Consider the following 13,309-nt stretch of genomic DNA (forward strand, 5'->3'; position numbering starts at 1 on the left):
CGAGCACACACCGCAACCGGGTGAAGGACAATGGCATGGCCCGATCCAGCACCGATCCCATGCGAGGGAGGCTGTCCCTGATGCCCGATCAGCTCCGCGACGAAATGCGGAAGGCGCGCAAGGCATCCGGCATGGTCTGGGCGAGGCTCGCGCGCGAGGCAGGGTTCGGCGAGGCGTACCTGCGCAACGTGGAGAACGGCAACCGGTCGGTGACCGTCGCCGTCGCGACCGCCTACGACAGAGTTCTGCGCACCGGCGGCACCTTCGCTGCGGCGCTGCACGAGACCGGTTCGACGATCGACAAGAACGTGCCGTGGGACCAGCCGGGGGGCCTGACGGTTCTCGCCGAGTTGCTGAACGGAAGCAGCGTGGATCGCAGAGGTTTCCTCTCGGCGGGGGCCGCACTCTCCGTCTCGGCAAGCAGTTGGTCCAAAGCCCTGGAGCGGATCCGGACGGCCAGGACGCCCGTGCCCCTCCCGGACGGTCCGGCCCTGTTGACCCATGTGAACGCCCGTCTGGATCACCTCAGGCATCTCGATGACGAACTCGGCAGCGGCGAGGTGTGTCAACTGGCGCGTGATGAACTGTCCTTGATCGTGAGGCTGATCACGTCGGGTCGCTACGACGAGGCAACGGTGGGCCGCCTGCATTCGACGGCGTCCGAAGCGGCTCGGCAGGTGGCGTGGAGCGCCTTCGACCAGGGCAGGCCCGGTATTGCCCAGCGCTTTTTCGACGGCTCCCTCCGAGCCTCCGCCGAGGCACGAGATCCGATCAGCGGCGCCTACGCACTGTCGTTCGCCGCGATCCAGTGCTACTCCACTCCGGGGCAGGCGGGTAGGGCGGTATCGCTTCTGGAGGCAGCGCAGGAACAGGTGAGGCGGAAGGCGACCCCACGCATGCACGCCATGTTGGCTGCCCGCATCGCCCGCGCCCTGTCGAAGACCGGCGCGAAGAAGGAGTGCGCTCACCAACTAGGCATCGCCCGGGCGGCGCTGGACAAGGGGAGGCACGACTACGACCCGCAGACCCTCTACTGGGTGGACTACGGCGAGATCGAAATGATCGCCGGCTCGTCCGCCCTGCAACTCGGCGACCCTGCCGAGGCGGTACGCCGCTTCGAGGCCGCCATGCAAGCGTCGTATCCCGGTGACGTCGAATATCCGCGAAGCAACGCGATCTACCTGGCCCGCGCCGCCGAGGCGCACCTGGCCATGCACGACCTGGACGCGGCGGTCGCCAACGCGCGCCATGCCTCCCGATGCCTCGGCTCGGTGGACTCCGCTCGCTCGGCCTCCGAGCTGAAGGGCCTTCGCGAACAGTTGGCGACACATACATCACACACGGCCGTACGCGAGTTCCTAGAGGTCGGGTAGACCAAGTACTCCACGCAAACGGGCAGTCACGACCTTCTCGTCCAACGCCAGCAGCGGCGTGATGCCGAGCCTGTAAGCGGCAGCGAGATTCTCCTCGCTGTCATCGACGAACAGACACCGCTCAGCCGACACGCCGAGCTTGTCGAGCACCAGGCGAAAGATGGCGGGATCGGGCTTGCGCACTCCGTGCTCCGCGGAGAAAACGACCTCGTCGAAGGTGTTGTGCAGATCGAACCCCGCGTAAGGATCGTACGGTTCCCGCCCGAGGCTGTTCGACAACACCGCGGTCTTGATCCCGGCATTCCGCGCCTGTTGCGCCACCTTGAGCACCTGGTGGGCAGGGAAGGCATCGTGGAGATAGCGGGCGATCAGGTTGTCGGGAGCAACGTCGATCAGGGCGGCGAACCCTTCGTTCCAGTCGATCTGGGTGATCGCACCGAGTTCGAGTTGTCGGAAGAGTTCCTGCCCCCGCGGGTCGGCCCAGGCACGAAGGAAAGTCCCCCGCGTGATCTTCTCCCGGTCCTCGAAGCACGAGATCACCTCGACCATGTTGAAGGTCAGGACCCCGAAGAAGTCGAAGATCATGCCGTCGTATGTGGACCCCGAAGATGTCGCCATCCTCGAAGACTACGATCCGTGGGTACATTGCAGCACTGCCTGTGCGTACGTATCCCTCGGCCCGCGACAACTTCCGGCTCGAACCCCATTCAGCCCGGCCGGCGCTTGAGGCCCCCGCGAACCGACCCGTTCCGGGAGCCCCAACCGCCGCCAAGGATCAGGCGGTCAACCCCGCCAACCGGAGTTGCACACCCACCGCGTCCAACAAACGCGCGCGCTGGCCCCACTGCCACCCGGGAACCGTCCAGTCCCCGTCCAGCATCGAGATCGACACCGCCCCCTTGGAGATCGCGGTGGTGTCGGCGTTCGACACCGTCTCCTTGAAGTCGGGGTTCAACCCGAGCGAGAGCTTGTAACAGGAGTCGCAGGAAGCGTCCTTGACGTAGACGACGGCCAACGGGTCCCCCTCCCCGACATTGGTCATCTGCACCTTGCCGGTCGGCTTCGCCGGGTAGTTCACGTTCAGCGTCGTGTGCGCGGGCAGCACCGGGCCGTTGCGCTTGCCCGAGGATGCCAGCCGGTCCACCAGCTTCACCGCAAAGGACAGCGCCTGCGGCATCTGCGGGAACGGGTTGCGCGGGTCGGCCTGGCTGTACTCCGCGCTGAACGCGACCGCCGGAACCCCGTGCTCCGCAGCGGTGATCGACGCCCCGACGGTGCCCGAGTGGTTCGCCGTGGAGCCGATGTTCTGGCCGGGGTTGATCCCCGTCACGACCAGGTCGGGCTGCTTGTCCTTGAACACGTTCGCGAGCCCGAACGCGACCGAGTCGGCCGGCGTCCCCTCCACCGACCAGATGCCGGGCTCGACCTCCGACGCCTTGACGATCGAGCCGGGAGTCGCGTTGATGCCCGTGCCCTTGCCCGACTGGTCGGTGGCGGGCGCGACGATCACCGCGTCGTGGCCGGCCGCCTTGAGCGACTTCTGCAGGGCGCGAATGAACGGCCCCTGCTGACCGTCGTCGTTGCTCATCAGGATGTTGAGCTTGCGCGCGGGTTGCGCGGGCGACGTGCCGCTCGCCACCGCGGCGGGCGCACTCGCCGCGAGCAGCGCCGCCGCGGTGGCGGTCGCCGCGAGCGTCAAGGAGTGTTTCCTGCCCGAACGGGCCGTACCGAACATGGCCATCTCGTCCTCCGTACGCGAGAAGGTCTGCTGACTGAATTCCGCGAGGCGATGCCTCGCGCCCCGTGTGCAAAGCGGAACAGGCTGTGCGCGACTCACGACCGACCCCCACCGACAGGTGGGTGCGTGGGTGGGTCGATCGGTCGGCGCACCGTGTACGGAGGGGTGAATCGGACGGAATGCACCCTGCGATTCGACACGTGTCAGCCGGCGGATAGCGAAAATAAGGTCATCGGTCGGACATTGCAATGCCCAAGGCCGCCCCCGACCACTACGGCATCGATCGATCACCGATGCGTCGCCCCGACGCTCGCCTCTGGCCAAAGCCCTTGCGCCGAACATAATCTGACGCCGCATCAGCAGCCACGACCGGGCGGAGCCTCGAATGATCCTGGACGGCAAGACGGTGATCGTGTCGGGCGTGGGCCCGGGGCTGGGGCGCAGGGTGGCCCTCGCCGCCGCCCGCGACGGCGCCAACGTCGTACTCGGCGCGCGCACCGAGGCCAATCTGATCGATACCGCCGAGGAGATCGACCCGACCGGCAAGCGCGTCGCGTGGGCCGTGACGGACATCACCGCGCACGACACGTGCCAGGCCCTGGCCGACCTCGCTGTCGACCGCTTCGGGACGGTCGACGGGTTGGTCAACTGCGCGGCACTGGACAACGTCTTCGGCGGCCTGGAGAGCACCGCCTTCGACGAGTTGCGCAAGGTCGTCGAGGTCAACCTCGTCGGCAGCCTCGCGATGACCAAGGCCGCCCTTCCCGCGCTCAAGGACGGCGGCGGCGCCGTCGTGTTCATCAACACGCAGTCCCAGCTCGTCCCCCCGCCCGAGGCCCCGCAGATGGCGTACGCCGCGTCCAAGGGCGGCCTCACATCGGCCATGTACGCGCTGTCGCACGAGCTGGGCCGATACCGCATCCGCGTCAATTCGGTCGCCCCGGGCTGGATGTGGGGACCGCCCGTCGAAAGCTTCGTCAACTACCAGGCGCAGGCAACCGGCACGCGGGCCGCGGAAGTTCTCGCGGGACTCGTGGCGCCGATGGCCCTGCCCGACATGGCCACCGACGCCGACGTGGCCGAAGCCGTCGTCTTCTTCCTCTCGGACCGCGCCAAAGCCATCACCGGCCAGATGCTGCTGGTCAATGCGGGCCACGTGGTCCGGTAGCCGCCCCACGCGCGCCACATTCGGAATTCAACACGATATCGGTCAAAAGGGATGCAAGCGGCACTCATGACACGCCAGTTGGGCACGGGCGTCATCCGAAAAGATCACCTCACGGATAACCCCACCTGTTCGGGGGCATGAATGCCGCCATGTTGGGGCTGCCGAACACCATTCACGCGCTTCTCTTCGATCTCGACGGGGTCTTGACCCAGACGGCCAAGGTGCATGGCGTCGCCTGGAAGGAGATGTTCGACGCGTATCTGCGCGAACGCGACGGCGACTCCTTCACGCCCTTCGACCCCAGACGGGACTACGACACGTTCGTGGACGGCAAGCCGCGCCTGGACGGCACGAGGTCCTTCCTCCAGTCGCGCGGCATCGAACTGCCCGAGGGCCACGACGACGATCCGCCGGGGACGCACACGCTGCGCGGTCTGAGCAATGCCAAGAACGACCTCGTGCTGAAGCTGATCCACGACCGCGGGGTCGAGGTGTACGACGGCTCGGTCCGCTACGTGCACGCCGCGCGCGCCGCGAAGCTGCCGTGCGCGGTGGTGTCCTCCAGCGCCAACTGCGAGGACGTGCTGCGCGCGGCCAGCATCCACGACCTCTTCGACGCGATCGTCGACGGCGTGGTGGCCAAGCGTGACGGGCTCAAGGGCAAGCCGGCGCCCGACACGTTCCTCGCCGGCGCCGCCGCGCTCGGCATCGCCCCCGCGAACGCCGCGGTGTTCGAGGACGCGCTCGCGGGCGTCGCCGCCGGCCGCGCGGGAGACTTCGGCTACGTGGTGGGAGTGGACCGGGTCGGTCAGGCCGAGGCGTTGCACACCCACGGCGCAGACGTGGTCGTCGAGGACCTCGACGAGCTGACGAACGGCACGACCCCACCGGAGGCCAAGGCATGACCAGCGGACGCACCTATACGGTCGAGCCGTGGGGGATCACCGAACAGGCCCTCGACTTCGACCATCTCCCCCAGGCCGAATCGGTCTTCGCGCTCTCCAACGGGCACATCGGTCTGCGCGCCAACCTCGACGAGGGGGAGCCGCACGGCCTCCCCGGCACCTACCTCAACGGCGTCTTCGAGCTGCGACCGCTGCCCTACGCGGAGGCCGGCTACGGCTATCCCGAGTCCGGCCAGAGCGTCATCAACGTCACCAACGGCAAGATCATCCGCCTGCTCGTCGACGACGAACCGTTCGACCTGCGCTACGGCCGGACCCAGGACCACGAGCGCTCGATCGACTTCCGCGAAGGCGTACTGCATCGCCGCGCGCTGTGGACCTCGCCCGCCGGCCGCACGATCCGCGTGGTGTCCAAGCGCCTGGTCTCGCTCACTCAGCGCTCGATCGCCGCGATCGAGTACGAGATCGAGCCGATAGACGGCTCGGCCCGCATCGTGCTCCAGTCCGAGTTGGTCACCAACGAGGAACTCCCGTTGCCCAACGCGGACCCGCGCGCGGCCGCCGTCCTGGAGGCGCCGCTGCGCGCCGAGGAGCACACCCACAACGGCACGAAGGCGATCCTGGTCCACCGCACCGAGCACAGCGGCCTGCGCGTCGCGGTCGGCATGGACCACGAGATCTACGGCCCCGAGAGCATGTACGTGGAGACCGAGAGCGCCGACGACCTGGCCCGGTTCAGCGTCACCACGGTGTTGGAGCGCGGCCAGAAGCTGCGGATCGTCAAGTACATCGCGTACGGCTGGTCCTCGACGCGCTCGCTGCCCGCGCTGCGCGACCAGGTCGCCGCCGCGCTGACCGCCGCGCGCTACACCCAGTGGGACGGGCTCGTCGACGAGCAGCGGGGCTACCTCAAGCGCTACTGGGACGCCTCCGACATCGAGGTCGAGGGTGACATCGAACTGCAACAAGCGGTGCGCTTCGCGATGTTCCACGTGTTGCAGGCGGGCGCGCGGGCGGAGGAGCGGGCCATTCCGGCGAAGGGCCTGACCGGCCCCGGCTACGACGGACACTGCTTCTGGGACACCGAGGTGTTCGTCCTGCCGGTGCTGACCTACGCCCTGCCCCACGCGGTCGCCCAGGCCCTGCGCTGGCGGCACTCCACGTTGCCGCTCGCCCGCGAGCGCGCGGCCCAACTGGGGTTGGCCGGCGCGCTGTTCCCGTGGCGCACGATCCGGGGCGAGGAGTGTTCGGGCTACTGGCCCGCGGGCACCGCCGCGTTCCACATCGGGGCCGACATCGCGGTCGCGGTCGCGCGCTACGTACGCGTCACCGGAGACCGGGACTTCGAGCGCGACTACGGCCTGGAGATCCTGATCGAGACGGCCCGGATGTGGCGTTCGCTGGGCCATCACGACGCCGCGGGTCTGTTCCGGATCAACGGCGTGACCGGCCCCGACGAGTACAGCGCGATCGCCGACAACAACGTGTTCACCAACCTGATGGCGCAGACCAACCTGCGCGCGGCGGCCGACTCGGTGGCCCGACACCCGCACGAGGCCCGGGCGCTCGGCGTGGACGACGAGGAGACCGCGAGCTGGCGCGACGCCGCGCACGCGATGTACATCCCCTACGACGAGGACCTGGGCATCCATCCCCAGGCCGACGGCTTCACCAAGCACCGGGTGTGGGACTTCGAGAACACTCCCGAGGACCACTACCCGCTGATGCTGCACTATCCGTACTTCGACATCTACCGCAAGCAGGTCGTCAAGCAGGCCGACCTGGTGCTCGCGATGCAGGTGCGCGGCGATGCGTTCACCGACGAGCAAAAGCGCCGCAACTTCGACTACTACGAGGCCCTGACGGTCCGCGACTCGTCGCTGTCCGCGTGCACGCAGGCGGTCATGGCGGCCGAGGTCGGTCATCTCGAACTCGCCTTGGACTACACCGCCGAAGCGGCGCTGATGGACCTGCACGACCTCGCCAAGAACACCAAGGACGGCCTGCACATAGCGTCCCTCGCGGGCACGTGCCTGGCCCTGGTCGCGGGCTTCGGCGGGTTGCGCGACCACGAGGAGTTCCTGTCCTTCAAGCCGCGCCTGCCGGTCGGCCTGACCCGGCTCGCGTTCTCGCTCTCGGTGCGCGGGTGCCGACTGCGGGTGGAGACGACGCACGAGCAGACCACGTACACGCTGCGCGAGGGCGAGGACTGCCCGATCCTGCACCACGGAGAGAAGCACGTGCTCACCCCGGGCAAGCCGGTCTCGCTGAGCATCGAGCACCTGCCGCGCGACACCGCGCCCGGGCAGCCGAAGGGTCGCGCCCCGGTCCGCCGCGAGAGCGCCCCGGACGCGCACGTGATGGGCCCCTCCCCGAGCTGACCCCCTTTCGCGCGGCGCCGTCGGGGACCGAGACCGGTCCTCGACGGCGCTGCGGTGTGTGCGGGGGCCGGGAGCTCGGGTGAGTCCGGGGCCTGGCCTTGACGTCGACGTCAAGGTCTACCGTCGGGTCATGCGCATCGGAGAACTGGCGGAGCAGGTGGGGACGAGCACTCGGACCCTGCGCTACTACGAGCAACGCGGGCTCCTGCGGGCCCGCCGCACGAGCAGCGGATACCGCGACTACGACCAGGAGGACGCCCGCCTGGTCCGCGAGATCCGCGCGCTCCTGGGCATCGGGTTCGACCTGGAGGAGACCCGTCCGTTCGTGGAGTGCCTCCAGGCGGGACACGACACGGGCGACGAGTGTCCGGCGTCGGTCGCGGTGTACCGCAGGAAACTCGACGAGTTGGACGCGTGCATCGACCGGATGCAGTCGGTACGCGCCCACCTGGCCGCCCAGCTCGACCACACCGAGCGCGCCCACTCGCGCGCCGCCGAGGCGGCCGCGACGTTGCCCGCGCCGCCGGAGCCCCTGTGCGCACTGACCCAGGGTCCACACCCGATCGCACCCCCGGCCGCACGCCCGAACGCGAAGGAAACCCGATGAGCGACACCGTGCACGACGCGACCGACGCCGACTTCACCGACACGGTCCTGAGGGCCGACCGGCCGACCCTGGTCGAGTTCACCGCCGACTGGTGCCCCCCGTGCCACCAGATGGCACCGGTCCTGGAGGAGATCGCCCGGGAGCAGCCCGGCCTGGCCGTGGTCAAGCTCGACGTGGACCGCAATCCCGAGACCACGGCGCGCTACGCCGTGCTGTCCATGCCCACGTTCATCGTCTTCGAAAAGGGTGAGCCGGTCCGGCAGTTCGTCGGCGCCCGAGCCAAGCGCCGCGTACTGGCCGAACTCGCCGACGTGCTGGGCGAGGCATCGCTCGCTCGGTAGATTCCGGGCATGGCCACTTCCCGCCGGATCACCTTCCTGACCGACTACGGGCTCACCGACGGGTTCGTGGCCGCGTGCCACGGGGTGATCGCGCGGATCGCGCCCGACGCACGGGTGGTGGACGTCGGGCACCTGGTGCCGGCGGGCGACGTCCGGGCCGGGGCGCTCGTGCTCGCGCAGACCCTGCCGTACTTTCCGGCCGACAGTGTGCACGTCGGGGTGGTCGACCCCGGAGTCGGCACCGCCCGGCGCGCGATCGTGGTGGTCGCGGGCGGCCACTTGCTGATCGGGCCGGACAACGGGCTGCTGATGTGGGCCGCACGCGCCCTCGGCGGGGTGACCGAGGTGCGGGAGATCGCCGCTCCGGCACTGACCCTGGAGCGGGTCTCGCGCACCTTCCACGGCCGCGACGTGTTCGCGCCGGTGGCCGCGCACCTCGCGCTCGGTACGCCCGTCGCCGAGGTCGGGCCGGTGCTCGCGGATCCGGTGTGGTTGCCCGAGCCCGCGCCGGGTGAGGTGCTCACGGTGGACCACTTCGGCAACGTGCAACTCGCGCTCACGATCGCGGGGTTGGCCGGCGCCGACGTGTTGCGCGTCGAGGTGCACGGCGGCACCTACTCGATTCCCTTGCGTGGCACGTTCGGTGACGTGCCGTCAGGTGAACTCGTCGGCTACGAGGACTCGTCCGGCCTGCTCGCGCTCTCGGTCAACGGCGGCGACGCCGCCCGACGGCTCGCGGTGCGAGCCGGCGACCGGGTCGACGTACGGGCCGACCGAAGGCGGCCTGCTAGCTGAAGTCGGGCTTCACGTCGCCCACCGAGATCGAGTCGAGCGCCACCTTGCAGGAGTCGCCCGCGCCGCACGTGAGCGCGACGTCGTTCGCACCCTCCTTGAGGGTGACCTTGTTCCACGTACCGGTGGTGCTGTTGGGCGTGCCGTAGGACTTGAGTTTCGCCTTGTTCTTGGTGTCCGTGCCGTTCACCACGATCGACAGGTTCTGGGTGTCGCCCTTCGCGGCGGCGTTGACGAACTTGACCGACAGGTAGTACACACCCGCCTTGGGCGCGTTCACCTTGACGGTCACCGTCGAGCCGGGTGCCTCCATGTTCAACATCCCGGAGCCGGTCGAGTTGGGCACCGCGCCGACCGGGGCCGCGCCGCCGCTCGGCGAGGCATCCTCGGCCTCGACGGTGACGAGCTTGCCGTCGGACGCGGTGGAGGGGGCCGAGGTCGGCTTGTCGGGCTGCGCGGGGGCCGCCGCCGTCTGCCCGCTGGGCGTGGGCGCCACCGTCTCTTTCTCCTTCTTGTCGCCGTCGCTCTTCGTCAACAGGACGGCCGCGATCACGCCGATCACGACCAGGATGGCCACCGTCGCGCCGATCACCGCACCGCGGCCGCCGCTCCCACCGCCACGCCGCTGCGGCGGCTGCGGTTCACGGGGCGGAGCACCGGCGTGCTCGTGCCGGGCCGGCACCGCGGCCTGCGGCTGGGTCTGCGCGGCCGGCGGGGGCTGACCGTAATTCATCTGCCCGACCTGCACGTATTGCGGCATCATCCGATTGGCGGGAGAACCGTACGCTCCGGTTGTCCCTGCTCCCTCGGCCGGTTCCTCGCCCGGCGCGGGCCGGTACAGGTACCCGTACGGGTCTTCGGGTTCACCGTTGGTACCCGCCGTCATCGGGTGATCCTCCCTACGTTCGCCAGGCAATACTTTGAACAAACCAAGGCATCACACTAACGGGCGACGGACAGGGCACGTGGCGATGTCCGCGTGACGGGACTGTCACGAAAAGGCCGTGCTGCGGCGTACGGTGGCCGGCCGCACACGTGCGTGAGCCCAGTGCTCACCGGTGTCGACGCACTCGCGCCCCCCACGTGCGGCTGCGGTGGAACCACTGCGTCCGGGCGAGGTCTTCGCCGTCGTTTCGCAGCGATTTCGTTACCCGGCGCGACGCTGGGCCCGATCCCGACGGCGCTTGTTGGCGTACATGTGCTCGTCGGCGATCCGCAGCAGGTCCTCGGGTTCGGCCGCCTCCTCGGCCCACCCGATGCCGAAGCTCGCCCCCTCCAACGGGACCGCGAGCCCCTCGGCCGGGATCGGCAGGGACAGCGCGCGGCGCAGGCGCACCGCCATCTCCTCGGCCTCCTCGCGGCCGATCCCGTCGGCGAGCACGACGAACTCGTCACCGCCGAGCCTGGCCACGGTGTCGCCCTCGCGTACCGCCGCCGTGAGCCGTTCGGCGACCGCCTTGAGCACGACGTCGCCTATGTGGTGTCCGAAGTTGTCGTTGATGTGCTTGAAGCCGTCCAGGTCGCAGAACAGCAGCGCGACACCGCGCCGCTCCATCGGCGGCGGATCGTCGACGACCACCACCGCGCCTTCCGGGACACTCAGGATCTGGCCGGCGGGCACCGCCCACTCGTCGGCGTACGGCGCGCGGCCGTCGACCGACGGCACACTCGCGCCGGCCGCCCTTGCCGACACGCCCGCGACCAGGCCGAACCGGGCGGCCAGCCGGGCCCGCAGCTCGCGCCCGTTGGGCAGTCCGGTGAGCGGGTCGTGGCTGGCCTCGTGCACGAGCGCCTGCTCGCGTTGCTTGCGGTCCTCGATGTCCTCGACGTGGGTCAGCCCGAACCGCAGGTCACCGAGCCCGTCCGCGACCTGCGACGTGCGCAACGAGACCCAGCGATACGTACCGTCGCTGCGTGCGAGACGCAGCTCCGTACAGCCCGCCACCGGGACGGTCCCGCCCAGGTGTCCACCGAGCAGCGGGCGATCCTCGGGGTGCGCCAACGCGCCCAGCCCGAGCCGCTTGAGCACCGGTGCCGGATAGCCGAGCATCCGGCACAGGGCGTCGTTGGCGCGCAGCAGTTGTCCCTGTTCGTGTCCGCGCACCCCGGTCATCACCATGCCGCTGGGGGCGTACTCGAACGCCTGCCGAAAGCTCTCCTCGCTCGCCCGCAGCGCGAGCTGCTCGCGCTCCAGCCGGGCCACCGCGCGCAGCATCTCGCTGCGCAGCCGGGCGTTGTCGACGGCTATCGCGGCCTGCGCGGCGAACATCCCCAGCACCTCGCGCCGCCACGGCGCGGGCCGCAGGCCGTCCACGGGCAGATCGACGGACAGCACGCCGACCAACTCGCCCTCGGGAGTGTGCAGCGGCGCGAGCAGCGCGTCGCGCGGATGCCACGCCTCCGGGTCGTCGCCGACCGGCACGTCGGGGATCCAACTGGGCACGTCGCCGACGTCGGACAGGCCCGTACGGTGCCCGAGGAAGCGCAGCGGGCCCCACGGTTCGGCGGCGGCCAGGATCCGGTCCCAGCCCTCGCGCGAGCCGATCTGGCCGGCAATCGCCTTGCGCAGGTCGTCGTTGCCCGCAACCGCGGCGACTTCCAGGTCGGCGTCGGAGCGGACGAGATTGACCGCGGCGACCCCGAATCCGAGGCCGGACACCACTCCGTCGACTACGGCTTGGAGGGTGTCCTTGAGGTCGCGCGTGGCGTTGAGGTCGGCGACGACGCGGTTCAAAAGGCGCAGAGTCGCCAACCGGACGTGGGTCTCCGTCTCGGCTGTCATGGGTCTCCCCCAGGGGTCGACGCCGGTGTCTTCTGAACAGATATCGTCTGTTTACCAGAGAAACTGAATCACAGTGGGCTTCGCATTGGCGACGTTCCGTCATCGATCCGGCTGTCACTGTGAGCCACTTCACGCTTCGTACCGTATCGACTCGAACCGCCGGACCGGCCCGGAACACCGCCCTCCGCAGGCACCCAAGGCGCATCGTACGAGGCCGGAGTGCATCTTCGCGGGCGATCGCCAGGGATCGGTCGATCGAGCTGACGCTCAATCAGAAATGCGAAGAGGGACGCGCTGTGCGTCAGGACACTGAGGCACAGCCGGTGGGGACCGACGTCGTCGGACCCACTCCCCGCCGGGCCGCCGGCGCCCCTGTGGTGCGTCCGTCGAGCATCCGTACGACCTCGCCCACGCGCCACAAGCTCCCCGTACGACTCGTCGAAACGCCGCGCGGACGACGGAAGTGGACCCCAAGCGCCGACCTGCCTGCCGGGGATGCCTCCGCGACCGACCGGCCCACGCCTCGAGGCCGGCCACAGCACCCGCGTCCGTGCTCCGAAGAGTCCGCGCGATCGGCGGCGAACGTCGAGGATCGGGCCGCTGCCCGGCCTATACGCGTGACGCGCATACCCTGTAGCCGTGTCCAAGCAAGCCCCGCCTCCGGTCGAGGCATTCGCATTCAAGGCCGCTTTGTCCCGATTTGCCGCCGGCGTCGTTCTGGTCACCGCCCGCGAGGGCGAACCGGGCGAAGGGCCCACGGACGACGTGGGCATGACCGCCACGGCGTTCATGTCGGTGTCGCTCGAACCACCGCTGATCCTGATCAGCCTGCGCCGCGAGGCACGCATGCGCGACGTCCTGGACGAACAACCCAGATGGGCGGTGTCCCTGCTCTCCCAGGCCCAACGCCACGTGGCCGGCCGCTTCGCCATCCCGGGCCGGGTCAGCGACCGCCTGCTCTTCGCCGACATCCCCCACCAACGAGGCGAACTCTCCGGCGCCCTCCTGGTAGGCGGGGCCCTGGCCACCCTGGAATGCGAAACCCACCAGGTGGTGGAAGCCGGCGACCACATCCTGTACATCGCCCAAGTCCTCACAGCGAACCTCCCAAGCCCGGAAGGCCACCCCTTGATCCACTTCAAGGGCCGCTACAAAAACCTCACCCAGTAGCCACACCCCCACCCAACCCACATCCAGCCCGTCCGGCGTTTGAGGACACCCC

General features: G+C 69.4%; 12 protein-coding genes. 8 read left to right on the forward strand and 4 right to left on the reverse strand.

Translation table 11 applies throughout. The features are described 5' to 3' along the window. Window positions 1-80 precede the first annotated feature (80 nt). Window positions 81-1,373 carry a helix-turn-helix transcriptional regulator gene (locus GT354_RS51310; RefSeq protein ID WP_161365246.1) on the forward strand — a complete coding sequence of 431 codons (1,293 nt, stop codon included), beginning with the start codon at window positions 81-83 and terminating at the stop codon, window positions 1,371-1,373. Here GT354_RS51310 and GT354_RS51315 read toward each other — a convergent pair. Further along, window positions 1,359-1,958, reverse strand: a complete 600-nt coding sequence (locus tag GT354_RS51315; protein ID WP_161365248.1) for an HAD-IA family hydrolase — start codon at window positions 1,956-1,958, stop codon at window positions 1,359-1,361. The genes GT354_RS51310 and GT354_RS51315 overlap by 15 nt on opposite strands. A 190-nt stretch (window positions 1,959-2,148) precedes the next feature. Further along, complete coding sequence (surE, locus tag GT354_RS51320) at window positions 2,149-3,114, reverse strand: 5'/3'-nucleotidase SurE (protein ID WP_161365250.1); 966 nt, start codon at window positions 3,112-3,114, stop codon at window positions 2,149-2,151. 382 nt (window positions 3,115-3,496) lie between these two features. Between surE and GT354_RS51325 the strand changes: the two genes are divergently transcribed. From GT354_RS51325 to GT354_RS51350, 6 genes are all read left to right on the forward strand, one after another. Next, the gene (locus tag GT354_RS51325; protein WP_161365252.1) at window positions 3,497-4,279 is read left to right on the forward strand and encodes an SDR family oxidoreductase; all 783 of its coding nucleotides are present in this window, start codon (window positions 3,497-3,499) and stop codon (window positions 4,277-4,279) included. A gap of 149 nt (window positions 4,280-4,428) precedes the next feature. Beyond that, entirely contained in the window at window positions 4,429-5,184 is a 756-nt protein-coding gene (locus GT354_RS51330; protein ID WP_161365283.1) for a beta-phosphoglucomutase family hydrolase, read from the forward strand. Beyond that, window positions 5,181-7,565 (forward strand): glycoside hydrolase family 65 protein, encoded by a 2,385-nt coding sequence (locus GT354_RS51335; RefSeq protein WP_161365254.1) that lies wholly within the window; start codon window positions 5,181-5,183, stop codon window positions 7,563-7,565. Before GT354_RS51330 ends, GT354_RS51335 begins: the two co-directional genes overlap by 4 nt. Before the next feature lie 130 nt (window positions 7,566-7,695). Continuing rightward, window positions 7,696-8,172, forward strand: a complete 477-nt coding sequence (locus GT354_RS51340) for a MerR family transcriptional regulator (protein WP_161365256.1) — start codon at window positions 7,696-7,698, stop codon at window positions 8,170-8,172. Continuing rightward, complete coding sequence (locus GT354_RS51345) at window positions 8,169-8,513, forward strand: thioredoxin family protein (RefSeq protein ID WP_161365258.1); 345 nt, start codon at window positions 8,169-8,171, stop codon at window positions 8,511-8,513. The genes GT354_RS51340 and GT354_RS51345 overlap by 4 nt, the downstream gene beginning before the upstream one ends. A gap of 9 nt (window positions 8,514-8,522) precedes the next feature. Continuing rightward, the gene (locus GT354_RS51350) at window positions 8,523-9,308 is read left to right on the forward strand and encodes an SAM-dependent chlorinase/fluorinase (RefSeq protein WP_161365260.1); all 786 of its coding nucleotides are present in this window, start codon (window positions 8,523-8,525) and stop codon (window positions 9,306-9,308) included. Here the strand turns inward: GT354_RS51350 and GT354_RS51355 are convergent. Further along, window positions 9,301-10,191: a CBM35 domain-containing protein gene (locus GT354_RS51355; protein ID WP_161365262.1), complete on the reverse strand. Its 891-nt coding sequence runs from the start codon at window positions 10,189-10,191 to the stop codon at window positions 9,301-9,303. The two genes, GT354_RS51350 and GT354_RS51355, sit on opposite strands and share 8 nt — an antisense overlap. A 261-nt stretch (window positions 10,192-10,452) precedes the next feature. Then, complete coding sequence (locus GT354_RS51360; protein ID WP_161365264.1) at window positions 10,453-12,087, reverse strand: GGDEF domain-containing protein; 1,635 nt, start codon at window positions 12,085-12,087, stop codon at window positions 10,453-10,455. Between the two features lie 639 nt (window positions 12,088-12,726). On the opposite strand from GT354_RS51360, the gene GT354_RS51365 reads away from it, so the two are divergent. Continuing rightward, window positions 12,727-13,257, forward strand: a complete 531-nt coding sequence (locus tag GT354_RS51365) for a flavin reductase family protein (RefSeq protein WP_161365266.1) — start codon at window positions 12,727-12,729, stop codon at window positions 13,255-13,257. Window positions 13,258-13,309: the final 52 nt, after the last annotated feature.

Source organism: Streptomyces sp. SID3343, from assembly GCF_009865215.1.
Classification (GTDB): domain Bacteria; phylum Actinomycetota; class Actinomycetes; order Streptomycetales; family Streptomycetaceae; genus Embleya.